The organism is Streptomyces sp. NPDC092045, assembly GCF_044756005.1.
Classification (GTDB): Bacteria; Actinomycetota; Actinomycetes; order Streptomycetales; family Streptomycetaceae; genus Streptomyces.
The window spans coordinates 191,303-212,863 of record NZ_JBIVSC010000008.1 but is presented as its reverse complement, the minus strand read 5'-3'; the positions used below and the strand labels follow the sequence as shown (position 1 = coordinate 212,863).

Genomic DNA, 21,561 nt, shown 5'->3' with positions numbered 1-21,561 from the left:
CCGCCTGTGGACGAGCCGGACCCGCGGAGAACCCGGGCCGTGGACGACCCGCGCCTGTGGACGACCCGCACCTGTGGACAACCCCGGGGCCCGTCGTTCCGTCTGGGACAATGACAGACGTAGGGCCTGACGCAAGGCGCCGAGGAATTCCGGAAAGAAGGACGTACCGACCGTGGCTCAGAGCAGCACCGAGACCGACTGGGTCTCCCGTTTCGCGGACGAGGTCATCGCCGAGTCGGAGCGACGTGCGCCTGGCAAACCGGTCGTCGTCGCCTCCGGACTCTCCCCCTCCGGCCCGATCCACCTCGGCAACCTCCGCGAGGTCATGACCCCGCACCTGGTCGCCGACGAGATCCGCCGCCGCGGACACACCGTCCGCCACCTCGTCTCCTGGGACGACTACGACCGCTACCGCAAGGTCCCGAACGGCGTCGAGGGCGTCGACGAGACCTGGGCCGAGCACATCGGCAAGCCGCTGACCTCCGTCCCGGCCCCCGCCGGCTCGCCCCACGCCAACTGGGCCGAGCACTTCAAGGCCGCCATGGTCGAGTCCCTGGCCGAGCTCGGCGTCGAGTACGACCCGATCAGCCAGACCGAGCAGTACACCGCCGGCACCTACCGCGAGCAGATCCTGCACGCCATGAGGAACCGTGCCGCCATCGACGCCATCCTCGACCAGTACCGCACCAAGAAGACGCCCAAGAAGCAGTCCCAGAAGCCCCTCGACGAGGCCGAGCTCGAAGCCGAGGAGGGCTCCGGCGCGGCCGCGGAGGACGACGGCTCCGGCGGCGACGCCGGCTACTTCCCGTACAAGCCCTACTGCGGGCGCTGCGAGAAGGACCTCACCACCGTCACCTCCTACGACGACGACACCACCGAACTCGCCTACACCTGCACGGCCTGCGGCTTCGCCGAGACCGTCAAGCTCAGCGAGTTCAACCGCGGCAAGCTGGTCTGGAAGGTCGACTGGCCCATGCGCTGGGCCTACGAGGGCGTGATCTTCGAGCCCTCCGGCGTCGACCACTCCTCGCCCGGCTCCTCCTTCGTCGTCGGCGGCCAGATCGTCCGCGAGATCTTCGACGGCGTCCAGCCCATCGGCCCCATGTACGCCTTCGTCGGCATCAGCGGCATGGCCAAGATGTCCTCCTCCCGCGGCGGCGTCCCCACCCCCGCCGACGCCCTGAAGATCATGGAAGCGCCCCTGCTGCGCTGGCTCTACGCCCGCCGCCGGCCCAACCAGTCCTTCAAGATCGCCTTCGACCAGGAGATCCAGCGCCTCTACGACGAGTGGGACAAGCTGGAGGCCAAGGTCGCCGACGGCACCGTCCTGCCCGCCGACGCCGCCGCCCACTCCCGCGCCGCCCGCACCGCCGCCGGCGAACTCCCCCGCACCCCGCGCCCGCTCCCGTACCGGACCCTGGCCTCGGTCATGGACATCACCGCCGGACACGACGAGCAGACCCTGCGGATCCTCACCGAACTCGACCCCGAGAACCCCGTCGCCTCCCTCGACGAGGTCCGGCCCCGCCTCGACCGCGCCGAGAACTGGATCACCAACCAGGTCCCGGCCGACCAGCGCACCGTCGTCCGCGCCGAGCCCGACGCCGAACTCCTCGGCTCGCTCGACGACGAGGGCCGCGAGTCGCTCCGCCTCCTCCTGGACGGCCTCGACACCCACTGGTCGCTCGACGGGCTGACCACCCTCGTCTACGGCGTCCCGAAGGTCATGGCCGGACTCGACCCCGAGGCCAAGCCCACGCCCGAGCTCAAGCTCGCCCAGCGCGCCTTCTTCGCCCTGCTCTACAGGCTCCTCGTGAGCCGCGAGACCGGCCCCCGCCTCCCCACCCTCCTCCTCGCCGTCGGCGCGGACCGGGTGAGGAAGCTCCTCGGCGCCTGACGCACACCGAAAAGGGGCCGCCGCCCGGATGCTCTCCGGGCGGCGGCCCCTTTCACGTGCTCAGATGTTTCACGTGCTCACGTGCTCACGTGCTCACGTGCTCACGTGCTCACGTGCTCACGTGCCGCGTACGGGTCAGGGCGTGTGCCGCGCGACCATCGCCTGGCGGATCTCCTCCTGCACCCCGGGAACCAGCCGCTGGAGCAGCTCGGGGTCGTGGAACTGCTGGACGCCGTAGTACTCGGCCACCTGACGCGCCAGCTCCGCGTCCTCCGGGAAGCTCTCGTGCTCCACGGCGTACGCCCACGTGAGCTTGTGGACGACCTCGCGGAGCTGACCGACCTGCTGGTCCGCCTCCTCCACGTACTCCGGATACTCCACGAACCCCTCGGGACCCGGCGCCGGAATGTCCTCCGGCCCCTGCGGCACCGGCACCGGCGTCGGCTCCAGGCCCTCCACGATCTGGGGGTTGTACGTCCCCTCGTACGCCTCCGTGGACACCTTCTGCGTGTCGAACCACGGACTCTCGTGGTTCACGGGCACGATCGCGACGTCCCCCTGCGGCAGGCCCCCCGCCTGCTGCGGAAGCTGCTGCGGCACCGTCTGCGGCGCCACGGGCGGCTGGGACGACTGGGGCAACTGAGGCTGCTGGGACTGCTCGTACACCTGGCCCTGCTGCGCGGGCAGCACCGCCGGCTCGATCCCCGCCGCCGCCAGACCCGCCGCGGCCGTCTCCGCCAACGGCACCCCGTACCGCGCCAGGCGCAGCGGCATCAGCGCCTCCACCGGAGCCTTCCGCCGCCAGTTCCGCCCGAACCGGGCCTGCAACCGGGCCTGGTAGATCATCCGCTCCTGCTCCAGCTTGATGACCTGCTCGTACGAACGCAGCTCCCACAGCTTCATCCGACGCCACAGCCGGAAGGTCGGTATCGGCGACAGCAGCCACCGCGTCAGCCGCACCCCCTCCATGTGCTTGTCCGCCGTGATGTCCGCGATCCGGCCCACCGCGTGCCGCGCCGCCTCCACGGCCACCACGAACAGCACCGGGATCACCGCGTGCATGCCCACGCCCAGCGGGTCCGGCCAGGCCGCCGCGCCGTTGAACGCGATGGTCGCCGCCGTGAGCACCCACGCCGTCTGCCGCAGCAGCGGGAACGGGATCCGCAGCCACGTCAGCAGCAGGTCGAGCGCGAGCAGCACACAGATGCCCGCGTCGATGCCGATCGGGAAGAAGTACGAGAAGGTGCCGAAACCCTTGTGCACCGCGAGCTCGCGCACCGCGGCGTACGAACCCGCGAAACCGATCCCCGCGATGATCAGCGCGCCGGCGATGACGAGGCCGATGAGTACCCGGTGTGTGCGTGTCAGCTGCATCGCGGCCACCCGCGACCCCTCCCGTCGATCGACATCTCGCGCGCACAGAGTGGCACATGTGAACGAAGCCCGGCCCCCGGGGGAGGGACGGGCTCCCTACAGATGTGCCGTTCCGTGATGCTTTGTTCCCGCTTGTCGGCCGCCACTCGTCGGCCGCTGCTCGTCGGCCGTTACTTGTTGGCCGCCGCCACCGACGCCACGGCCTCCTTGGCCGCCGCGACCGCACCGTCCGTGATCGCCTTCTCCGTCGGCGTCGGCGCGCCCGAGTAACCGGCGCCGTTGTACGACAGCAGCACCAGGACGTTCCCCGTGCGCGCCACGATCGACGTGTACACGAAGTTCACGCCCGTCTTGGTCTCCTGGTACGTGACCGTCTTCGCCTCGTCGCCGATCCCCGTGGCCGCGGTCGTCCGGAGGTTCTTCGCCCCGGCCGTCCCCTCGACCTTCGCGACCTCCTTCGAGAGGTTCTGCTGCGCCCGCTCCTGCCCGCTGCCGAGCGAGGCGTCCGATTCGTACCGGTAGAAGGACACGTCCAGCCAGCGGTACTGCGAACCCTTCACGCCCTTGTCGTCCAGGCCGTTCCACGAGCAGCCGCCACGGCTCCCCAGGTCGCTGGAGACGCCCGGCGTGCCGTTCTTGGTCTTCGCCTTCGGCACCAGGGCCTCGGTCGTCTTCGCCGAGACCGACTGGCAGACCTGGGGCAGCTTCGCGAACTTCGCCGGCTCGACCGTCTTCGTCGTCTGCGCGGGCGAGGGCGTCGCGGACGCCGACGCGCCCGGCGTCTCCTTCGCCTTCGACTTCCCGGAGTCGCCGGAGTCGGAGGAGCAGCCGGCGACGACGAGCATCACCGGGACGGCTGCGCAGGCGAGTATGCGGGTGAGTCGCGGAGCTGATCGCTGCATGGTTCCTTCAGTCGCTTGTCGTACGGTCCGGCGGTCGTGCGGTACGGCTGTCGTGCGGGCCTGCTGTCGTGCGGGCGCTCGTTCCGTGGTCCTGCTCGCTCCGCGGTCCTGCTGTTCCGCGGTACGGCCGTGGGCCACGGCGACACGTTACGTGCTCGCCTCCCGCTCGCGGAGCGCCACCGACCGGCTACTCCTCCAGGCGGTCGGCCAGCAACCGGGCCAGCTTCAGGGCCCTTTCCTGCAGTTCCCGGGCGTCCGGCGCCCCGGCGGAACCGGTGGCCTCCTCCCGGTACGACACCGTCACGATCACGTTGGATGTGCGGAACACCACGCCGACGGACCGCTGGCGGCTGCTCGCGCCCGGCCCGCCGAGGACGTCGTCGAGGTACGCGACCTCACCGAGCCCCTCCAGGACGCGCGACTCGAGACCCGTGGTGGAGGGACCCCCGGACGGGGTCGGCCCCGAACCGGTCGGCCCGGTGGGCGTGGGGGCGCCGGGCGTGGGAGCGGTGGAGGCGGCGGCGTCCACCGGATCCGCGCCGCCGGTCGCCGACGGCTTGTGCGCCGGAGGGGCGGTCGGGCCGCCGGAGGTGCCGGTGGGCGTTCCGGTGGGCGTCCCGGCGGTCCCGGACGGCGTGACGGGCGGCAGCGGGATGTCCGCCGCGAGCTGCTTGCGGACGTACACCTCCTGCGCCCGGTCGTCGTCGCTGACCGAGGCGTCGTACGAGACCACCCGCTCGATGTCGAGCGAGAGCCGGTGCGAGGTCTCGGGGGCGTCGGCCCGCCACGAGCAGCCGACCCGCCGGTCGGTGTCGTACGTGACGGCGGCGGTGCCCCGGTACGCCTTGTCGCGCTCGGGGTCGGGCAGGGCGGCGGCGCCCGGGAGCATCTCCTTGAGGACGCCCTGAGGGACGGCGCCGCACGGCTCGAAGAGGGTGCGGTAGCGGCCGGGGGAGGCGGCGGGGGAGGCGACGCCGGCCTTGGCGTCGACGGTGACGTCGTCGGCGGGGGTGCCGGAGGAGCAGCCGGAGAGGCCCGCGCCCAGGCCCAGGCCGAGTGCGAGGACGAGGGCGGTGCGAGCCGTGGACCCGGTGCCGCCGGGGGCGTACCTCTTTCGCTGCACGGTCCCAGGCTCCCTTCACCCGTAAGACTTTCCCGAAAACTGTTTGCCGCGCGAACCCGGCCGATGGACACAATGTCTATCGCACACGCTGCCGTTGATGCCGGTCCCCTGTCACCTGTACGGGCTTTGGCTCCGGTTTTTGCGTTATCTGACGTTCCGGGGGAATCGAGGGAGTATGTCGTACGTAGAGGTGCCGGGGGCGAAGGTGCCGATCCGGATGTGGGCCGACCCCTCCACGGTGGAGGGCGGCGCCATGCAGCAGCTCCGGAACGTGGCGACGCTCCCCTGGATCAAGGGCCTGGCCGTGATGCCGGACGTGCACTACGGCAAGGGCGCGACGGTCGGCTCGGTGATCGCGATGCAGGGCGCGGTGTGCCCGGCGGCGGTCGGCGTGGACATCGGCTGCGGCATGTCGGCGGTCAAGACCTCCCTGACCGCCGACGACCTGCCGGGCGACCTCTCCCGCCTCCGTTCCGCGATCGAACAGGCCATCCCGGTCGGCCGCGGCCTCCACCGCGAGGCGGTGGACCCGAAGCGGCTGTACCAGTTCCCGACGGCCGGGTGGGAGGACTTCTGGTCGCGGTTCGACGGGATCGCGGACGCGGTGAAGTTCCGGCGGGAACGGGCGGGGCAGCAGATGGGGACGCTGGGCGGAGGGAATCATTTTGCGGAAGTTTGTATAGATACGCAGGGCTCGGTGTGGCTCATGCTGCACTCCGGATCCCGCAACATCGGTAAGGAGCTTGCCGAGTACCACATCGGTGAAGCGCAGAAGCTACCGCACAACCAGGGGCTCATAGACCGCGATCTCGCGGTGTTCGTCTCGGACACCCCGCAGATGGCCGCCTACCGGAACGACCTCTTCTGGGCGCAGGAGTATGCGAAGTACAACCGCGCGATCATGATGGCGCTCTTCCAGGAGGTCGTCCGCCGGCAGTTCCGCAAGGCCCGGGTGGCCTTCGAGCCGGTGATCTCCTGCCACCACAACTACGTGGCGGAGGAGCGGTACGAGGGCATGGACATGCTGGTCACGCGGAAGGGCGCGATCCGGGCCGGCTCCGGGGAGTTCGGGATCATCCCGGGCTCGATGGGCACCGGCTCCTACATCGTGAAGGGCCTCGGGAACGCGGCGTCCTTCAACTCGGCCTCGCACGGCGCGGGCCGGAAGATGAGCCGGAGCGCGGCGAAGCGGCGCTTCACGACGCGGGACCTGGAGGAGCAGACGCGGGGCGTGGAGTGCCGCAAGGACTCCGGCGTCGTGGACGAGATCCCGGGCGCGTACAAGCCGATCGAGAAGGTCATCGACCAGCAGCGGGACCTGGTGGAGGTCGTCGCGAAGCTGAAGCAGGTCGTCTGCGTGAAGGGCTGAGTCCCTCCTCCGGGGCCTCGCGGCTTCGGGAGGGTGCGGGAGGGGCCGGTGCGTACGCGCCGGCCCCTCCCGCGGTTCTCTACAGCTCCCGGTGGACCTTGGTGTTGGAGGCCTGGGCGCGGGGGCGGACGACGAGGAGGTCGACGTTGACGTGCGGGGGGCGGGTGCAGGCCCAGGTGATGGTTTCGGCGACGTCGTCGGCGGTGAGGGGGGCGGCCACGCCGGCGTAGACCTTGGCGGCCTTGTCGGTGTCGCCGTGGAAGCGGGTGGTGGCGAACTCGTCGGTCTTGACCATGCCGGGGGCGATCTCGATGACGCGGACGGGGGTGCCGACGATCTCCAGGCGGAGGGTTTCGGCGAGGACGCGGGCGCCGTTCTTGGCGGCGACGTAGCCCGCGCCGCCCTCGTAGGTGCCGTGTCCCGCGGTGGAGGAGAGGACGACGACCGTGCCGTCGCCGCTCGCGGTGAGGGCGGGGAGCAGGGCCTGGGTCATGTGGAGGGTGCCGAGGACGTTGACCTCGTACATGCGGCGCCAGTCGTCGGGGTCGCCGGTGGCGACGGGGTCGGCGCCGAGGGCGCCGCCCGCGTTGTTGACGAGGACGGCGAGGGTGCGGAAGGCGGTGGCGAACTCGTCGACGGCGGCGCGGTCGGTGACGTCGAGGGCGTAGGCGGTGGCCTGGTGGCCGGCGTCGTTGATCTCGTCGGCGAGGGCCTCGATGCGGTCCTTGCGGCGGGCGGTGAGGACCACGCGGTAGCCGGCGGCGGCCAGCTGCCTGGCCGTGGCGGCGCCGATTCCGCTGCTCGCGCCGGTGACGACGGCGATGGGGGTACCGGAGGCGGTCATGGCGGGCTCCTCGCGCAGGTGATCGAAGGTGGTCGTCCGGTCAGGATAGGTGGGGCCGGGGGAGGGGATCGGGGGCGGCCGGGTCGTGGACACGCGGGCCTGGGCTGCGCTGAGGCGTGCGGTTCCGTGGTTATTTTGTGTTTATGCGTGGATTGCGTCAGGGGGTGTTCGGGGCCGCTCTCGCGGTCGCCGCGGTGGTGGGTGCGGGGGCGGGTGCCGGCGCGGCGGGGCCCGTGGACGGCCCCGAGGCGGACCTCTCCCACCACGGTCACGTCGCGCTCTGGGACGGGCGGCTCGGCGTCCGGCTGGTCAGCGAGAACCACGGGCCCGCCGCTCTCTCCCGGGCGACGGTCCGGCTCGCCTTCTCGGTGCCGATGGCGGGCGGGCACGAGCTGCCGTCGGCCTGTCTGTGGAGCAGCGACCGGGTGGTGTCCTGCCGGACGGGGGAGCTTCCGGCGGGCGGCGGGGGCCGGGCGCTGGCGCTCGACCTGCGGACGGCGGGGCTTCCGCAGGAGCTGACGGTGGAGGTCGCCACGGCCTGGCGGGACGGGTCGGTCGACCGGAACCCGGCGAACGACCGGCATCACGTCCTGGTGCTCGCCACCGGCGACCCGTACGTCTTCTGAGCGAGCGGCGTCCGTACGCTCTCCGCATGACGCAGAAGAGTTCCGCCCGGCGCGAGGCGCTGATGACCGAGCTGTACGGGGAGGCCCGCCGCTACATGGCCGCCTACGCCCTGTTCAACCAGGCCGTCGCGGACCATCTGGGGCTCCATCCGACCGACGTGCAGTGCCTGAACCTGCTCAGTCTGGAGGGCGGGCCGGTGACCACCGGGCGGGTCGCCGAGCTGACCGGGCTCACCACCGGCTCGGCGACCCGGCTCGTCGACCGTCTCGAACGGGCCGGGTACGTGACGCGGGCGCGCGACACCGAGGACCGGCGCCGGGTCCTGGTCTCGCTCGTCCCCGAGCGGACGGCGGAGCTCGGCGCCCTGTGGCGGAGGCTGAACGGCACCTGGGGCACGATGTTCGACGTCTACACCGACGCCGAGGTCGCCCTGCTCATCGCCCACATGCGGCGCACCGTCGAGGTGAGCGCCCGGCAGGTCGAGCGGCTGCGCGACGGCGACCTCGACCGGCCGGACACCCCCTAGGGGGTCGTCGTCGCCCCGCCGAATTCCCGTACCGCGTCGGAGACGATCTCCTCCAGGCGCGCGTGGTGGGCGCCTCGCCAGTAGACCCGGTCGCACTCCACGCACTGGGCGAACACGTCGTACGTCTTCTCGGTGCCCTGCTCCAGCCGCTCGCGCACCGCGTCCTTGTCGGCCTCGCTCAGCGCGCCGTTGCAGGCCGTGCAGCGGGTCCAGGGCGCGAGCGGCGGCGCGAACCGTTCGAGGACGTCGCGGAGTTGCTCGTCCGGACGGTCGCTGTAGACGTAGGCGCCCGCCCACAGTTCGCGGCGGCGCAGCAGGCCGCGGTCCCGGGAGAGCATGACGCGGCGCTCCCGCGCGGAGAGCGCGGCCAGGGCGGGGTCGCCGATGTCCTCGCTCTCGTAGGCGGCGTCCACGCCGAGCAGGCGCAGGCGCCGGGCCAGGGTGCCGAGGTGGACGTCGAGCAGGAACCGGAGGGGTGCGCCGGGGACCGGTTGCGGGCGGCCGACCTCCTCGACCTCGACCGTCTCGCCCGTGCTCGGGACGTGCGAGGCCTCGACGGGCCGTCCGTCGACCAGGAGCCGTCCCGCCTCGGTGAGGGGCACGCCCAGTGACTCCACGACGTGGCCGAGCGAGGAGGCGCCGTCGGTGGTCACCGGGGTGGGGCCGGTGCGCCGCTCCGACGGGACGAAGAGCCGCAGGCCGGGGGCGAAACTGATCTGGATCTCCGGTCCGTTCACGGGGACAGGATGTCACCGGGGGCGGACGGGCTGCCAGGGAATTCGGCCCGGAGCGGCCCGGAGCGGTCCGGTCGGTCCGGGCGGCCGGGCGGTTCTGTGGTCCGGGACGGTCCTGGGCGGGGAGCGCGGCGGGGCGCGGGCCGGTCGGTCAGGGGCGGAAGGCCTCCGCGTGGTCCGCGGCCCAGGTGGCGAAGGTGCGGGGCGGGTGGCCGGTCAGTGTCTCCACGGTGTCGGTCAGGGGCGCGGGCCGGCCGTCGTGGGCGGCCCAGTGGGCGAGGAGGCCGTCCGCGAGCGGCTCCGGCATGAAGGCGGCGACCGACCTCTTCCACTCCTCGGGGGTGACGGCGGTGTGCGGTGCGGGGCGTCCGGTCGCCTCGGCGAGGATCGCGAGCTGTTCGGTGAAGTCCAGGGACGCGGGGCCCGTCAGCCAGTGGGAGGAGCCGCGCAGTCCGGGCTCGGTGAGGACCGCGAGGGCGGCCTCGGCGAGGTCGCGCTCGTGGATCGGGTCGCTGTGCGCGTGCGGGTGGGGCAGGTCCGGGCCGCGCCCCGCCTTGAGCGGCCGCGCCCAGGCGAGGGCGTTGGTGGCGAAGGCGCCGGGCTGGAGGTGGGTGGCCTCGAAGGCGCCGGACGCGGCGGCGGCCGCCAGGGCGCGTTCGGCCGCCAGGTGGCGGGCGGCGACGGCGTTCTCCCCGGCGCCGGGGGCGAGGACGGCGCTGGAGGAGAGCAGGACGACGTGCTCGACGCCGGCGGCGCGGGCCCGTTCGGCGAAGGTGTCGGCGTGGGCGGCCTCGGCGTAGAGGAAGACGGAGTCGACGCCCTTCAGGGCGGTGTCGAAGGTGGCCGGGTCGGTGAGGTCGCAGTGCACGGTGCCGGTTCCGGCGGGTGGGGAGAGGTCGGCGGGGTTCCTGGATCCGGCCCTGGCCTCGATGCCGGCGGCGACGAGGAGTTCGAGCAGGGTGGAGGCGACGCGGCCGCGGGCGCCGGTGACGAGAACGGTCATGGGACGTCCTTCCGGGACGGCGGTCGACGGGTGGTCGGCGGAGGGTGGCGGGAGGTCCGGCCGGTCCGGCCCCTTCGACTGCGCTACGAATAATCTGCGTGACGCAGATAAATATCCGGGACGGCGCCTCGGCGGTCAACCCCGAAAAATCCTGGGGTACCGTCCCGGCATGAAGATCACCGATCTCGCACCGGGCGACCCCCGCCTGGAGAGCGACCTCCTCCCGGTCCTCTCCGAACTCCGCCCCCACCTCACCCCGGAGCTCTTCCGCGAGGTGTACGGGGCCGGGCACGCCCAGGGGCTGCGGTTCAGCGCCGCCTACGCGGACGACGGGCGCTGCGTCGGCGCGGCCGGGTGGCGGATCGTCGTCAACACCAGCTCCCTGCGCAAGCTGTACGTCGACGACTTGGTGACGGCGGCGGCCGAGCGCTCCACCGGGGTCGGGCACGCCCTCGTCGCCCACCTGGAGGGCCGGGCCCGCGAGGCCGGCTGCCACGAGCTGAACCTGGACTCCGGCACCCACCGCACCGGAGCCCACCGCTTCTACCTGCGGGAGCGCTTCGACATCGTGGCGTTCCACTTCACCCGGCCGCTCACCGCGCCCGGTCAGGACTCCTGAGCCGGGACCCCCAGGTCGAGCCGCCAGTCGGTGCAGCGCATCGGGCGGCCCGGCGGATACTCGAAGTCCCGTTCGCCGCGCGGCTCGAAGCCGGCCTTGCGGCACACCGCGTTCGAGGCGGCGTTGTCCGAGGACGGGAAGGCGTGCAGATGCCGGCGCAGGCCCGCCGCCCCGGCCTCCGCGGCCACCGCCCGCGCGGCGGCCGTCGCCACGCCCCGGCCCTGGAAGCCCGGCAGCACGGCCCATCCGGTCTCGTACACCGGCTCGTCGTCCCAGGTCCGCGCCCAGAAGCCGATGCTGCCCGCCACGGTCTCCCCGGGGAGCAGCACGATCCGGAACATCCTGCCCGCGCCCGGGTCCGCGGCGCCCATGTCCACGTACCGCCGGTGGCGCCGTACGAGCTGTTCCTCGGTCTCCGGGCCGCCGAGGTGGGCGGTCAGCTCCGGTGCGTTCAGGGCGCGCAGCAGTCCGGCGTCCTCCTCGGACCAGGGTTCCAGGCGTACGCGCGAGGTGTCGTCGTCCATCCCCGCACCGTAGGTCACGGCACTGACGGTCCACGGGCGTACGCCGCCGGCGGCACTCCGATCGTCGCCGTGAAGTCCCGTACGAGGTGGGCCTGGTCGCTGTAGCCCAGTTCGGCGGCGAGGGCGGCCCAGTCCGGGGCGCCCGCCGCCTCGGCGCGTTCCAGGGCCTCGTGGATCCGGTAGCGCAGGATCACCCATTTCGGGCCGACCCCGACGTGGCTCGCGAAGAGGCGCTGGAGGGAGCGGGCCGACAGGCCGGACGCGGCGGCGAGTCGGGACGTCCCGCGGACCGTGCGGTCCGAACGGACCAGTTCCACCAGCTCCACGGCGTGGTCGGCGGCCGGGTCGGGGACCGGTCCGCGGGCCAGGAGGAAGGCGTCGAGCGCCGCCACGCGCGCGTGGTCCCCGTCGGGGGTGAGGACGGCGGCCGTGGCGGCCCCGGCGCCGGGCGAGTCCGGGACGTCGGGGAAGGCGTCGGTCAGGGGGACGCGGCGGCCCGTCCACGCCGACACCGGCCACGCGGGCGCGAAGGGCCGGAAACCGCCGGGGCGGAACTGGATCCCGCAGACCCGGCCCGCCTCCGCCAGCTTGTGGGTGAACAGGCCGAGCCCGACCCCCGAGACCTCGGCCGACGCGTGCGCTCCGGCCGCCGGGGCGCCCAGGGGGCCGTGCCGCCGGAAGACGACGTTCACCGACGGGTGCGGGACGACGTGGCTCGCGTACGGCTCCGGGAGCTCCCAGTCGATCAGCCAGTAGTGCTCCAGGTAGGGCCGCAGCTCCGGCGCCGGGAGGTGACGGCGGAAGCGGACGCGGGAGAGCAGTCCGGCGGGGTCGACGATGCCCCGGGTGTCCCGGCGGGGCGCGGAGTCCGGCATGCCCCGCATGCTAGGGGGTGTCCCGTCGATCGGGGTCGGACGGGACGCGGCGCACCCGGCCGTGATCCGCCGGACACGCCCCGGGCGCCTCTCGTCCGCCGGCTGTCGTGTTTCTTCAAGACCGGGCCGGGCGTGCTTCCGTAGCGTCGGGATCATGACGAACGAGGCCCAGCTCTCCATCGGTGACCTGCTCCGGACCGCCGCCGACGACGCCGTTCCCGTGGTCGGCGGCATCGCCGACGCGTCGCTGGGCGCGCCCACGCCCTGCGCCGAGTACGACGTGCGGGCCCTGATCGACCACCTCTTCTCCGTCGTCGTGAACTTCCAGGTCCTCGCCGCCAAGGGGACGCCCGACTTCTCCGGGACCCCGGACCCGGTCGCCGATCCCGGCTGGCGCGAGCTGTTCGCGGCGGAGACCGGGAAACTGGTCGAGGCGTGGTCGGCACCCGGTGCCGAGGAGGGCACGACCGGGGCGATGGGGCTGCCCGCGCGGACGGTCGGCTGCATGGTGCTGCTCGACCTGACCGTGCACGCCTGGGACCTGGCCCGTGCCACCGGCCGGGCCTTCGAGCCGGACCCGTCCGTGGTGGCGGGCCTCGCCGGGGAGGTGGAGGGGATGGCTCCGACGGCCCGGCGGATGGGCGTCTTCGGGGACGCCGTCGAGCTGCCCGGGGACGCCACCGCCTTCGAGCGGCTGCTCGCCACGACGGGCCGCGACCCGCGCGCCCGCTGGACCGCGCCCGGCGGACCCTCCCCGGTGGACCCCACCCCATAGACCGCGCCCGGCGGCCCCTCCCGGATGGACCCCACCCCGTAGGCCGCGCCCGGCGGATCAGCGCGGGCGGTGCACCGGGCCGGGGGAGAGGCGGTGGGCGACCTGGCCGAAGGCGTGCTCCTCGGCGGGCGTCAGCGGGACGGACTCCTGCGGGTGCCAGACGCGCTCCAGCGGGACGCCCGCCCGGTCGCGGCGGGCGGCCCGGACGCGCAGGCCCAGGGTCAGGCCCGCCGCCGTCGTGGCGGCGAGCAGGCCGAAGAACGTGATCGTACGGGGGTCGGAGAACCGGCCGGGCAAGGGCATGGCGCACTCCAGGGCGTGGGGCCGCCCGTGCGCGTGCGCCCCGGCAGGCGGCGCGCCCGCACGACGGCGGGGCGATTCCTACGGCTTCCTCTGCTTCCTTCCGACGTGTTCAGTCAACACCTCCCCGGGGCCTTTCGGCAGGGGGAGCCGGGCCCCGCCCGGGCCGGCGCGGGGGCGCACGCCCTCTTGTGCCGATCGGACAACCGTTCCAAGGTGGCGGAACAGGGAGATTCCGGCCGGGGAGGGAGCAGCCGCATGTCCGGGACAGAGGCGTGGGGATTCACGGACGACAGGGGCGAGCGGCTGGGGGCGGCCCGCGTGCCGAGGCGGGTGGTCGCGTACGTGCGGGCCGGAGCCGCCCTGTACGACCTGGGGGTGATACCGGTCGCGGTGTACGGCTCCGCCCACGACGGCGACGCGTACGACCCGGCGAAGGCGGGCGTCCTGGAGGCGGTCGGGGTGCCGTACCTCGGGCCGGGCCGGGCCCTGGGGGAGGCGGTGCTGCGGGAGCTGCGGCCGGACGTCGTCGTCGACGTGACGTACGACGGGAAGAGCCCGTACGCGCTGGACAAGGCGCTCGTCGAGCGGCTCGGGGTGCCGCTGGTGGCCCTCTCCGTCGGCAGCGAGCTCGACCTGCCGGCCATCCTCGACCGGTTCGCGGCGCTGGCCGCCGGGCTGAGGGTCGGCGGCCCGGAAGCCGGGGCGCCACCGGCCACGGGCCCGGAGGCCGGGGCCCCCGGGACGGCGGTCCCCGGGACCGGGACCTCTGCCGCCGGGGCCTTCGAGACCGGCGGCCCGGTGGCCGGAGTCGCCGGGGTCGGAGACCCGGAGGCCGGCGCCCCCGTGACCGGCGCCCCGGCGTTCGGCGTCCCCGTGGCCGGCGCTCCCGTGATCGTCGGTTCGGACGCCGTCGGGCCCGAGATCGTGACGCCGGTGACCGTGAGTCCGGCCGTCGGGCCCGGTCAGGGGGCCGCCCTGGCGGAGTTCGAGGCCGCCCGGGCGGCGCTCCGGGAGGCGGCGGCGCGGAGCGGGCTCGGGGTGCTCGCGCTCTCCGGGGCCGGGCCCGAGCAGGTGCACCTGGCGCGTCCGCACGCCTGGCCCGAGCTTGCGTGGCTCGCCGAACTCGGCGTCCGGCTGCTCGACCCGGGCCCCGGGCCCGGCGCCAACTGGCTCACCTCCGGCTGGGAACGGGTCGCCGAACTCCGCCCCGACCTGGTCCTCTTCGACAGCCGGGAGCACGCCACGCCCCCGTACGCGCTCCCGGGCGGGGTGCGGCTCGCGCCCTGGAACCCGGAGACCCCGCCCAGCCCCGCCGCGTACGCCCGCTTCCTCCGCGATCTCGCGGAGGCGCTGGCCCCCTGAGGCGGGTCCCCGAGGCGGGTCCTTCGGCTCAGGCCGGGGACGCCGCCAGGCGGGAGCCGAGGGACCGGGCGAACTCCTCCGCGCGGGCGAGCTGCGCCCGCAGGTCGGCGACGCGCTCGGCGGCGGCCTGCTCGTAGCGGCGGACGCGGGACACGAGCGCGGCCCGCTCGTCCGGGTCGAGCTCCGTGTCCGTGCCGGGTCGGTCGGCGGCCAGCCGGTCCACGGCGGTGAGGAGTTCGCGGGTCTCGTCCAGGGTGAAGCCGAGCGGCTTCATCCGGCGGACCACCATGAGCCGGGAGACGTCCTCGTCCGTGTAGAGGGGGAAGCCGCCGGGGGAGGCCGCCGAGGGGACGACCAGGCCGCTGTCCTCGTACTGCCGGATGGTGCGCAGGGACAGTTCGGTCCGTGCGGCGACCTCGCCGATCTGCATGGGTTCGCCGGCCATTCGTACTCCGCTCACGCGTCAGGTCCCTCCTCGTACAGGCACTTCCCCGGTACAGGCGCTTCCCCGGGGCGCGGGGCACTCCCACAGAGCGCGGCTTCCGCGCATTCCATACCATTCGTCCTAATTTCAGCACTTATGGAAGCCGGAAGTGCGGCGAAACGCCTGCCCGTGGGCCGTCCGCCACACAGACGGGGGCGGCGAGAAGGGGACGGCGAGAAGAGGGGACGGCGCGCGTGAGCCGGGGCCCGGCCGAAGGCCCCGTACGGGTCACCGGTGGGTCAGCGCGTCCTCACGGCCACACCAGGCAGTACGGCTGGTGGCCGGCCTCGTGGAGGCGCACCGAGAAGTCCTGCCACTCGTGGAGCAGCTGGTAGACGTCGAAGGCGTCGCGCGGGCCGCCGCGGTCCGGGACCGTGGACCAGATGAAGGCGGCGGCGCCGACCGACTCCTCGCCGATCGCGCGCAGCGGGTCGACGACGGTCATCGGCAGCTTCACCACCGCGTAGTCGGGGTGCAGGACCACCAGCTCCAGCGGGGGCACCTTGTGCAGGGGCATGCCCTGGATGCCGGTGAGCACCATGGCCGCTATGGTCTCCGGCTTGATCTTGGTGAACATGCCGCCCATGCCGAGCTCGTCGCCGCCGAGCTCCTCGGGACGCATCGAGATCGGCACGCGGGCCGCCGTGGCGCCGTCGGGCGCGCCGAAGTACTTGTACGTCACCCCCAACCGGCCCCTCCCGCCACCGGCGGCCGGTTCGTCCCGGGCGTCCGGCGGACCCTGCTTTCCCGGTGCGTCCGGGATCGGGTCCTCGGTCCGCCGGCGCCGGTGCCTTCCCCGCCGGGCAGACTCCGGACCCAGGTCGTCCGTCCCCTCGCCCGGTCCGCCACCGCGATGCATATCTCCACCCGACTGCTTTTTCTCGGCAACACGACCCCGCCGCGCGACCCGATCATCGTGACAGTGACCTCCCCCGCGCTCGTACGGCGAAACACCCGTCCGCGAGAACGCCGTGGCCTCTGACACCATGGATTCCGTGAGCCATCCCTATGACGCCCCAGTTTCGCAGACGCGGAGGCCGTACGCCCCGGCGTAATGCACAGGATGTCCACGCCGTCCCTCCGTTCCCGATGTCGTGCCCTAAGTCGTTCTCGCAGGTCAGGATCACAGTGCCGTATTCATACGAAGCCCCAGTCTCACAGACGCTTTTCGACCGCGCTTCCCTCGTGACGCCCGGCGGCGTGAACTCACCGGTGCGCGCCTTCCGGGCCGTGGGCGGAACGCCCCGGTTCATGGTGTCCGGTTCCGGTCCGTACCTCACCGACGCGGACGGACGGGAGTACGTCGACCTGGTCTGCTCGTGGGGACCGATGATTCTCGGCCACGCGCACCCGGAGGTCACCGCCGCCGTGCAGGCCGCGGTGGCCCGCGGCACCTCGTTCGGCACCCCCGGCGAGGGCGAGGTGGCGCTCGCCGAGGAGATCGTCGCGCGCGTGGAGCCGGTCGAGCAGGTGCGCCTGGTCTCCTCGGGCACCGAGGCGACGATGTCCGCGATCCGGCTGGCCCGCGGGTTCACCGGACGTGCGAAGGTCGTCAAGTTCGCGGGCTGCTACCACGGCCACGTGGACGCGCTGCTCGCCGCGGCCGGCTCCGGCCTCGCCACCTTCGCGCTGCCGGACACGCCCGGGGTGACCGGCGCGCAGGCCGGCGACACGATCGTGCTGCCGTACAACGACCTGGAGGCGGTGCGGACCGCGTTCGCCGCGAACCCGGGCGAGATCGCCTGCGTCATCACCGAGGCCTCGCCGGGCAACATGGGCGTCGTCCCGCCGGCCGAGGGCTTCAACCAGGGCCTGGCGGACCTGTGCCGGGAGAACGGCGCGCTGTACGTCTCCGACGAGGTGATGACCGGTTTCCGCACCTCGAAGGCCGGCTGGTACGGCGTCGACGGCGTGAAGCCCGACCTGCTGACCTTCGGCAAGGTCATGGGCGGCGGCTTCCCGGCCGCCGCGTTCGGCGGACGGGCCGACGTCATGGGCCACCTGGCCCCGGCGGGCCCGGTCTACCAGGCGGGCACGCTCTCCGGGAACCCGGTCGCGACCGCCGCCGGACTCGCGCAGCTGCGGCTGCTCGACGACGCCGCGTACGCGAAGGTGGACGCGGTCTCGGCGGAGATCCGCGGCCTGGTCGCGGACGCCCTGACCAAGGAGGGCGTGGCGCACCGGCTCCAGACCGCCTCCAACATGTTCTCGGTGTTCTTCACCTCCGACGAGGTGCGCGACTACGACGACGCGAAGAAGCAGGACGCCTTCCGCTTCAACGCCTTCTTCCACTCGATGCTGGCCGACGGGGTGTACCTGCCGCCGTCCGCGTTCGAGTCCTGGTTCGTGTCGACCGCCCACGACGAGCGGGCCGTCGAGCGGATCGCCGCCGCCCTGCCGGCCGCCGCGCGCGCCGCCGCGGAGGCGACGGCATGAGCGACGTGAGCAGCGCGGGGGACGTGAACGCCGTGGAGGACACGGGCACCGTGGACGACGTGAACGCCGAGCGGCCCGTGGGCGACGACGACATCACCGTCGTCCACCTGATGCGCCACGGCGAGGTGCACAACCCCGACGGCGTCCTCTACGGGCGTCGCGCCGGCTACCACCTCTCCGACCTGGGGCGGCAGATGGCGGACCGGGTCGCGGAGCACCTGGCCGGCCGGGACGTCACGCACGTCGTGGCCTCCCCGCTGGAGCGGGCGCAGGAGACGGCGACGCCGATCGCCAAGGCGCACGGCCTGGACCTGGCGAGTGACCCGCGCCTCATCGAGGCGGCGAACGTCTTCGAGGGCAAGACCTTCGGCGTCGGCGACGGGGCACTGCGCAAGCCGGCGAACTGGAAGCACCTGACCAACCCGTTCCAGCCGTCCTGGGGCGAGCCGTACGTCGAGCAGGTCGTCCGGATGATGGGCGCGCTCGACGCGGCGAAGGACGCGGCCCGGGGCCACGAGGCGGTCTGCGTCAGCCACCAGCTCCCGATCTGGATCGTCCGCAGCTTCGTGGAGAAGCGGCGGCTGTGGCACGACCCGCGGCGGCGGCAGTGCACGCTGGCGTCGCTGACCTCGTTCACGTACCGGGGCGACACGATCGTCTCGGTGGGGTACAGCGAGCCGGCCCGGGACCTGGTCCCGGCGCACCTCCTCGCGGGCGCGAAGCCGGTCAAGGGGAAGTCGAAGGCCTTCGGGGCGTAGGCCCTCCGGGAGACCGGGCCCGGTCTCCCGGGCGGGGTCGGCTTGACGGATCGCAGTGCAGGGCGTTCGGATGATGTTCATGTCATCCGAACGCCCTTAAATTTTTGTGCTATTTAACGGGAACCCCCGTGTTCCTCCCCGCATCTCACTGTTTGTCGGTTTGGATGACATTCAGTTCATACGTAGCGCGAATGGGGACGACATGCGCGAGATCAGCGGGATCACACGAAGGGGGCTCCTCGGGGCGGGTGTTGGGGCCGCCGCGGCGATGGGCCTCGCCGCCTGTAGCACCTCGAACCAGGGCAATTCGGGCCGTCCCGGGCCCGAGAAGCCCGGCGACGCCACGGGCGACCGGGGCACCCCCGCCCCGAGCAAGGACCCGGTCCGGCTCATCGGCGACGGCTCCACCGCCGACACCGGCGAGCAGCCCCACCAGCCCGACGCGCCCGTCCCGCTCGAACCCGGCCAGACCCCGCCGCAGTTCGTCGTCTTCTCCTGGGACGGCGCCGGCGAGGTCGGCAACGGGCTCTTCCCCCGCTTCCTCGAACTGGCCAAGAACCACGACGCGGCGATGACCTTCTTCCTCTCCGGGATCTACCTCCTGCCCGAGGCGAAGAAGAACCTCTACCGCCCGCCGAACAACCGCGTCGGCGCCTCCGACATCGGCTACCTCAGCGACGACCACGTCAAGGACACCCTGAAGTACGTCCGGCAGGCCTGGCTCGACGGCCACGAGATCGGCACCCACTTCAACGGGCACTTCTGCGGCGGCTCCGGCTCCGTCGGCCACTGGACCCCGGCCCAGTGGCAGAGCGAGATCGACCAGGCCGTGAAGTTCGTCACCGAGTGGAAGACCAACAGCGGCTGGACCGAGATCGACCCGCTCCCCTTCGACTACTCCAAGGAGCTCGTCGGCGGCCGCACCCCCTGCCTCCTCGGCCAGGACAACCTGCTGCCCACCGCCAAGCGGCTCGGCTGGCGCTACGACGCCAGCTCGCCCGGCGGCCGTCAGACCTGGCCCGACAAGCGCCTGGGGATCTGGGACCTCCCGCTCCAGGCCGTGCCCTTCCCCGGGCACTCCTTCGAGGTCCTCTCCATGGACTACAACATGCTCGCCAACCAGTCGAAGAACAGCACGAAGGGCATGCCCTCGCGGTACCCGGGCTGGCGCAAGCAGGCCACCGAGGCGTATCTCTCCGGCTTCACGCGCGCGTACGAGACGAATCGCGCGCCTTTCTTCGTCGGCAACCACTTCGAGCAGTGGAACGGCGGGATCTACATGGACGCCGTCGAGGAGGCGCTCAAGGGAATGGCCGGAAAGAAGGACGTCCGGCTCGTCTCCTTCAAGCAGTTCGTGGACTGGCTCGACGTCCAGGACCCGAAGATTCTCGCGAAGCTGCGCGGTCTGGGAGTCGGACAGAAGCCCGCCGGTGGTTGGAACGCATTTCTCGGGGCCGTTTCCCCGACCGGTTCCCCGACCGCCTGACCGACCTGCCCGGCAGAAACGATCGACCACCTCGACCGATCACCTCGACCGAGCATCCCGATTGATCGCCGCGATTGATCGTCCTGACGGACCCTTCTGTTCCGGCATGCCGTTTAAGCGGCCTTGACAAGGTGCTTTACGGGCACGTAGGGGGGTGCCCAAGATCCCCCAAACGCCCATGCGAAACTTTTCACATGAGCCTTAGCCGTGCCCCTCGACGCACCCTGTTCGCCGTCGGAGTGCTGACCGCCGCCCTCGTGCTCTCGGCCTGCGGCGGCGACGGCGGCACGACCGGTGGCGGCGGCACCAACTTCGTGACCAACAAGGGCGGCATCTCCACCGCCCCCAAGGGCCAGCGCGCGGCCCCGGGCAAGCTCGCCGGCGAGACCGTCGACGGCAAGCCGCTCGACGTCGCCGACCTCAAGGGCAAGGTCGTCGTCCTCAACGCCTGGGGCTCCTGGTGCGGCCCCTGCCGCGCCGAGGCCCCCCACTTCGCGAAGGTCGCCGCCGACCTCAAGGGCAAGGGGGTCGAGTTCGTCGGCCTCAACACCCGCGACTTCAACAAGCAGCAGGCGCTCACCTTCGAAGAGGACTACGAGGTCCCCTACCCGAGCCTCTACGACCCCGACGGCAAGCTGATCCTCTTCGGCTTCCCCAAGGGCACCCTCAGCCTCCAGGGCATCCCCTCCACCGTCGTCCTCGACAAGGAGGGCAGGATCGCCGCCCGCGCGCTCCTGGCCCTCGACGAGAAGAAGCTCCGCTCGATGATCGACCCGCTCCTCCAGGAGAAGTGAGCCGGTGAACGAGACGGTCACCAGCGGAGCCCTGCTGCTCGCCCTGCCCATCGCGGTCCTCGGCGGCCTGGTCTCCTTCTTCTCGCCGTGCGTCCTCCCGCTCGTCCCCGGCTACCTCAGCTACGTGACCGGCGTCACCGGCACCGACCTCGCCGAGAAGCGCCGCGGCCGGATGACCGCCGGCGCCGTCCTCTTCGTCCTCGGCTTCACCGCCGTGTTCGTCTCCGGCGGCGCCCTCTTCGGCTACTTCGGCGAGAACCTCCAGATGTACCGGGGGACGCTCGGCAAGGTCCTGGGCGTGCTCATGATCCTCATGGGCGCGTTCTTCCTCGGACTGATGCCCTGGCTCACCCAGCGCGAGTTCCGCTTCCACCGGAAGCCCGTCGCGGGCCTGGTCGGCGCCCCGCTGCTCGGCGCGCTCTTCGGCATCGGCTGGACCCCGTGCATCGGTCCGACCCTCGCCTCCGTCAACGCGCTCGCCCTGGAACAGGCCAGCGCCGGGCGCGGCGCCCTGCTCGCCTTCGCGTACTGCCTGGGTCTCGGCGTACCGTTCGTGCTCGCCGCCATCGCCTTCCGCAAGGCGCTGGGCGCGTTCGACTGGGTCAAGCGGCACTACGTCTGGGTCATGCGGATCGGCGGCGGAATGATGATCGTCACCGGCGTCCTGCTCCTCACGGGAGCGTGGGACAGCATGGTCGCCACGATGCAGGGCTGGTCCAACGGTTTCACGGTGGGGATCTGAGGAG

General features: G+C 72.6%; 23 protein-coding genes. 12 read left to right on the top strand and 11 right to left on the bottom strand.

Annotated elements, in window-relative coordinates:
- Window positions 1–172: 172 nt before the first annotated feature.
- Entirely contained in the window at window positions 173–1,897 is a 1,725-nt protein-coding gene (gene lysS / locus ACIQKA_RS21275) for a lysine--tRNA ligase (protein ID WP_383157467.1), read from the top strand.
- A gap of 135 nt (window positions 1,898–2,032) precedes the next feature.
- On the opposite strand, the gene ACIQKA_RS21270 is transcribed toward lysS, so the two are convergent.
- The 3 genes from ACIQKA_RS21270 to ACIQKA_RS21260 all read right to left on the bottom strand — a co-directional run bounded on the left by ACIQKA_RS21270 (window position 2,033) and on the right by ACIQKA_RS21260 (window position 5,296).
- Entirely contained in the window at window positions 2,033–3,271 is a 1,239-nt protein-coding gene (locus ACIQKA_RS21270; RefSeq protein WP_383157465.1) for a DUF2637 domain-containing protein, read from the bottom strand.
- Between the two features lie 170 nt (window positions 3,272–3,441).
- Window positions 3,442–4,173 carry a DUF3558 domain-containing protein gene (locus tag ACIQKA_RS21265; protein ID WP_383157463.1) on the bottom strand — a complete coding sequence of 244 codons (732 nt, stop codon included), beginning with the start codon at window positions 4,171–4,173 and terminating at the stop codon, window positions 3,442–3,444.
- 187 nt (window positions 4,174–4,360) lie between these two features.
- Window positions 4,361–5,296, bottom strand: a complete 936-nt coding sequence (locus ACIQKA_RS21260) for a DUF3558 domain-containing protein (protein WP_391097075.1) — start codon at window positions 5,294–5,296, stop codon at window positions 4,361–4,363.
- Window positions 5,297–5,471: 175 nt separating this feature from the next.
- On the opposite strand from ACIQKA_RS21260, the gene ACIQKA_RS21255 reads away from it, so the two are divergent.
- Window positions 5,472–6,665 (top strand): RtcB family protein, encoded by a 1,194-nt coding sequence (locus ACIQKA_RS21255; protein WP_383157459.1) that lies wholly within the window; start codon window positions 5,472–5,474, stop codon window positions 6,663–6,665.
- 79 nt (window positions 6,666–6,744) lie between these two features.
- Here ACIQKA_RS21255 and ACIQKA_RS21250 read toward each other — a convergent pair whose 3' ends face one another.
- Window positions 6,745–7,509, bottom strand: a complete 765-nt coding sequence (locus ACIQKA_RS21250) for an SDR family NAD(P)-dependent oxidoreductase (protein ID WP_383160560.1) — start codon at window positions 7,507–7,509, stop codon at window positions 6,745–6,747.
- A gap of 143 nt (window positions 7,510–7,652) precedes the next feature.
- Between ACIQKA_RS21250 and ACIQKA_RS21245 the strand changes: the two genes are divergently transcribed.
- Both ACIQKA_RS21245 and ACIQKA_RS21240 read left to right on the top strand, forming a co-directional pair.
- On the top strand, window positions 7,653–8,135 hold the full coding sequence (locus ACIQKA_RS21245) for a hypothetical protein (RefSeq protein WP_383160563.1): 483 nt from the start codon (window positions 7,653–7,655) through the stop codon (window positions 8,133–8,135).
- A gap of 26 nt (window positions 8,136–8,161) precedes the next feature.
- Window positions 8,162–8,662: a MarR family winged helix-turn-helix transcriptional regulator gene (locus ACIQKA_RS21240; RefSeq protein WP_383160565.1), complete on the top strand. Its 501-nt coding sequence runs from the start codon at window positions 8,162–8,164 to the stop codon at window positions 8,660–8,662.
- On the opposite strand, the gene ACIQKA_RS21235 is transcribed toward ACIQKA_RS21240, so the two are convergent.
- Both ACIQKA_RS21235 and ACIQKA_RS21230 read right to left on the bottom strand, forming a co-directional pair.
- Window positions 8,659–9,399, bottom strand: a complete 741-nt coding sequence (locus ACIQKA_RS21235; protein WP_383156647.1) for a Mut7-C RNAse domain-containing protein — start codon at window positions 9,397–9,399, stop codon at window positions 8,659–8,661. The genes ACIQKA_RS21240 and ACIQKA_RS21235 overlap by 4 nt on opposite strands.
- A 148-nt stretch (window positions 9,400–9,547) precedes the next feature.
- Entirely contained in the window at window positions 9,548–10,399 is an 852-nt protein-coding gene (locus tag ACIQKA_RS21230) for an NAD(P)H-binding protein (protein ID WP_402541951.1), read from the bottom strand.
- Window positions 10,400–10,568: 169 nt separating this feature from the next.
- Here ACIQKA_RS21230 and ACIQKA_RS21225 point away from each other — a divergent pair, with 169 nt between their 5' ends.
- Window positions 10,569–11,018, top strand: coding sequence for a GNAT family N-acetyltransferase (locus ACIQKA_RS21225; protein ID WP_383156650.1), 450 nt, complete (start codon window positions 10,569–10,571; stop codon window positions 11,016–11,018).
- On the opposite strand, the gene ACIQKA_RS21220 is transcribed toward ACIQKA_RS21225, so the two are convergent.
- Both ACIQKA_RS21220 and ACIQKA_RS21215 read right to left on the bottom strand, forming a co-directional pair.
- Window positions 11,006–11,542: a GNAT family N-acetyltransferase gene (locus ACIQKA_RS21220; protein WP_383156652.1), complete on the bottom strand. Its 537-nt coding sequence runs from the start codon at window positions 11,540–11,542 to the stop codon at window positions 11,006–11,008. The genes ACIQKA_RS21225 and ACIQKA_RS21220 overlap by 13 nt on opposite strands.
- Before the next feature lie 14 nt (window positions 11,543–11,556).
- Window positions 11,557–12,417, bottom strand: a complete 861-nt coding sequence (locus ACIQKA_RS21215) for a DUF6597 domain-containing transcriptional factor (protein WP_383156654.1) — start codon at window positions 12,415–12,417, stop codon at window positions 11,557–11,559.
- Window positions 12,418–12,571: 154 nt separating this feature from the next.
- Between ACIQKA_RS21215 and ACIQKA_RS21210 the strand changes: the two genes are divergently transcribed.
- Window positions 12,572–13,192: a TIGR03086 family metal-binding protein gene (locus ACIQKA_RS21210; protein WP_383445101.1), complete on the top strand. Its 621-nt coding sequence runs from the start codon at window positions 12,572–12,574 to the stop codon at window positions 13,190–13,192.
- 57 nt (window positions 13,193–13,249) lie between these two features.
- Here ACIQKA_RS21210 and ACIQKA_RS21205 read toward each other — a convergent pair whose 3' ends face one another.
- Window positions 13,250–13,495, bottom strand: a complete 246-nt coding sequence (locus ACIQKA_RS21205) for a hypothetical protein (RefSeq protein ID WP_391095717.1) — start codon at window positions 13,493–13,495, stop codon at window positions 13,250–13,252.
- Window positions 13,496–13,750: 255 nt separating this feature from the next.
- On the opposite strand from ACIQKA_RS21205, the gene ACIQKA_RS21200 reads away from it, so the two are divergent.
- Window positions 13,751–14,857, top strand: a complete 1,107-nt coding sequence (locus ACIQKA_RS21200) for an ABC transporter substrate-binding protein (RefSeq protein ID WP_402541950.1) — start codon at window positions 13,751–13,753, stop codon at window positions 14,855–14,857.
- A 28-nt stretch (window positions 14,858–14,885) separates the two neighbouring features.
- On the opposite strand, the gene ACIQKA_RS21195 is transcribed toward ACIQKA_RS21200, so the two are convergent.
- Window positions 14,886–15,302 carry a MerR family transcriptional regulator gene (locus ACIQKA_RS21195; protein WP_383430859.1) on the bottom strand — a complete coding sequence of 139 codons (417 nt, stop codon included), beginning with the start codon at window positions 15,300–15,302 and terminating at the stop codon, window positions 14,886–14,888.
- 289 nt (window positions 15,303–15,591) lie between these two features.
- On the bottom strand, window positions 15,592–16,200 hold the full coding sequence (locus ACIQKA_RS21190; protein WP_383156663.1) for a hypothetical protein: 609 nt from the start codon (window positions 16,198–16,200) through the stop codon (window positions 15,592–15,594).
- A gap of 269 nt (window positions 16,201–16,469) precedes the next feature.
- Here ACIQKA_RS21190 and hemL point away from each other — a divergent pair, with 269 nt between their 5' ends.
- The 5 genes from hemL to ACIQKA_RS21165 all read left to right on the top strand — a co-directional run bounded on the left by hemL (window position 16,470) and on the right by ACIQKA_RS21165 (window position 21,557).
- Window positions 16,470–17,777, top strand: coding sequence for a glutamate-1-semialdehyde 2,1-aminomutase (gene hemL / locus ACIQKA_RS21185; RefSeq protein WP_383156664.1), 1,308 nt, complete (start codon window positions 16,470–16,472; stop codon window positions 17,775–17,777).
- 110 nt (window positions 17,778–17,887) lie between these two features.
- On the top strand, window positions 17,888–18,535 hold the full coding sequence (locus tag ACIQKA_RS21180) for a histidine phosphatase family protein (protein WP_383156712.1): 648 nt from the start codon (window positions 17,888–17,890) through the stop codon (window positions 18,533–18,535).
- Window positions 18,536–18,737: 202 nt separating this feature from the next.
- Window positions 18,738–20,021, top strand: coding sequence for a hypothetical protein (locus ACIQKA_RS21175; protein ID WP_383156666.1), 1,284 nt, complete (start codon window positions 18,738–18,740; stop codon window positions 20,019–20,021).
- 194 nt (window positions 20,022–20,215) lie between these two features.
- Entirely contained in the window at window positions 20,216–20,815 is a 600-nt protein-coding gene (locus ACIQKA_RS21170; RefSeq protein WP_383156668.1) for a TlpA family protein disulfide reductase, read from the top strand.
- A gap of 4 nt (window positions 20,816–20,819) precedes the next feature.
- The gene (locus tag ACIQKA_RS21165) at window positions 20,820–21,557 is read left to right on the top strand and encodes a cytochrome c biogenesis CcdA family protein (RefSeq protein WP_383156671.1); all 738 of its coding nucleotides are present in this window, start codon (window positions 20,820–20,822) and stop codon (window positions 21,555–21,557) included.
- Window positions 21,558–21,561: the final 4 nt, after the last annotated feature.

Bases quoted from the DNA above. Each gene is read 5' to 3' on its own strand.
- ACIQKA_RS21225 (WP_383156650.1), top strand. From the start codon at position 10,569: ATGAAGATCACCGATCTCGCACCGGGCGACCCCCGCCTGGAGAGCGAC.
- ACIQKA_RS21265 (WP_383157463.1), bottom strand. From the start codon at position 4,173: ATGCAGCGATCAGCTCCGCGACTCACCCGCATACTCGCCTGCGCAGCC.
- ACIQKA_RS21190 (WP_383156663.1), bottom strand. From the start codon at position 16,200: ATGCATCGCGGTGGCGGACCGGGCGAGGGGACGGACGACCTGGGTCCG.
- ACIQKA_RS21170 (WP_383156668.1), top strand. From the start codon at position 20,216: ATGAGCCTTAGCCGTGCCCCTCGACGCACCCTGTTCGCCGTCGGAGTG.
- ACIQKA_RS21220 (WP_383156652.1), bottom strand. From the start codon at position 11,542: ATGGACGACGACACCTCGCGCGTACGCCTGGAACCCTGGTCCGAGGAG.
- ACIQKA_RS21245 (WP_383160563.1), top strand. From the start codon at position 7,653: ATGCGTGGATTGCGTCAGGGGGTGTTCGGGGCCGCTCTCGCGGTCGCC.
- ACIQKA_RS21230 (WP_402541951.1), bottom strand. From the start codon at position 10,399: ATGACCGTTCTCGTCACCGGCGCCCGCGGCCGCGTCGCCTCCACCCTG.
- ACIQKA_RS21180 (WP_383156712.1), top strand. From the start codon at position 17,888: ATGCGCCACGGCGAGGTGCACAACCCCGACGGCGTCCTCTACGGGCGT.
- ACIQKA_RS21195 (WP_383430859.1), bottom strand. From the start codon at position 15,302: ATGGCCGGCGAACCCATGCAGATCGGCGAGGTCGCCGCACGGACCGAA.
- ACIQKA_RS21255 (WP_383157459.1), top strand. From the start codon at position 5,472: ATGTCGTACGTAGAGGTGCCGGGGGCGAAGGTGCCGATCCGGATGTGG.
- ACIQKA_RS21270 (WP_383157465.1), bottom strand. From the start codon at position 3,271: ATGCAGCTGACACGCACACACCGGGTACTCATCGGCCTCGTCATCGCC.
- ACIQKA_RS21240 (WP_383160565.1), top strand. From the start codon at position 8,162: ATGACGCAGAAGAGTTCCGCCCGGCGCGAGGCGCTGATGACCGAGCTG.
- ACIQKA_RS21215 (WP_383156654.1), bottom strand. From the start codon at position 12,417: ATGCCGGACTCCGCGCCCCGCCGGGACACCCGGGGCATCGTCGACCCC.
- ACIQKA_RS21200 (WP_402541950.1), top strand. From the start codon at position 13,751: ATGTCCGGGACAGAGGCGTGGGGATTCACGGACGACAGGGGCGAGCGG.
- ACIQKA_RS21205 (WP_391095717.1), bottom strand. From the start codon at position 13,495: ATGCCCTTGCCCGGCCGGTTCTCCGACCCCCGTACGATCACGTTCTTC.
- ACIQKA_RS21250 (WP_383160560.1), bottom strand. From the start codon at position 7,509: ATGACCGCCTCCGGTACCCCCATCGCCGTCGTCACCGGCGCGAGCAGC.
- ACIQKA_RS21175 (WP_383156666.1), top strand. From the start codon at position 18,738: ATGCGCGAGATCAGCGGGATCACACGAAGGGGGCTCCTCGGGGCGGGT.
- ACIQKA_RS21210 (WP_383445101.1), top strand. From the start codon at position 12,572: ATGACGAACGAGGCCCAGCTCTCCATCGGTGACCTGCTCCGGACCGCC.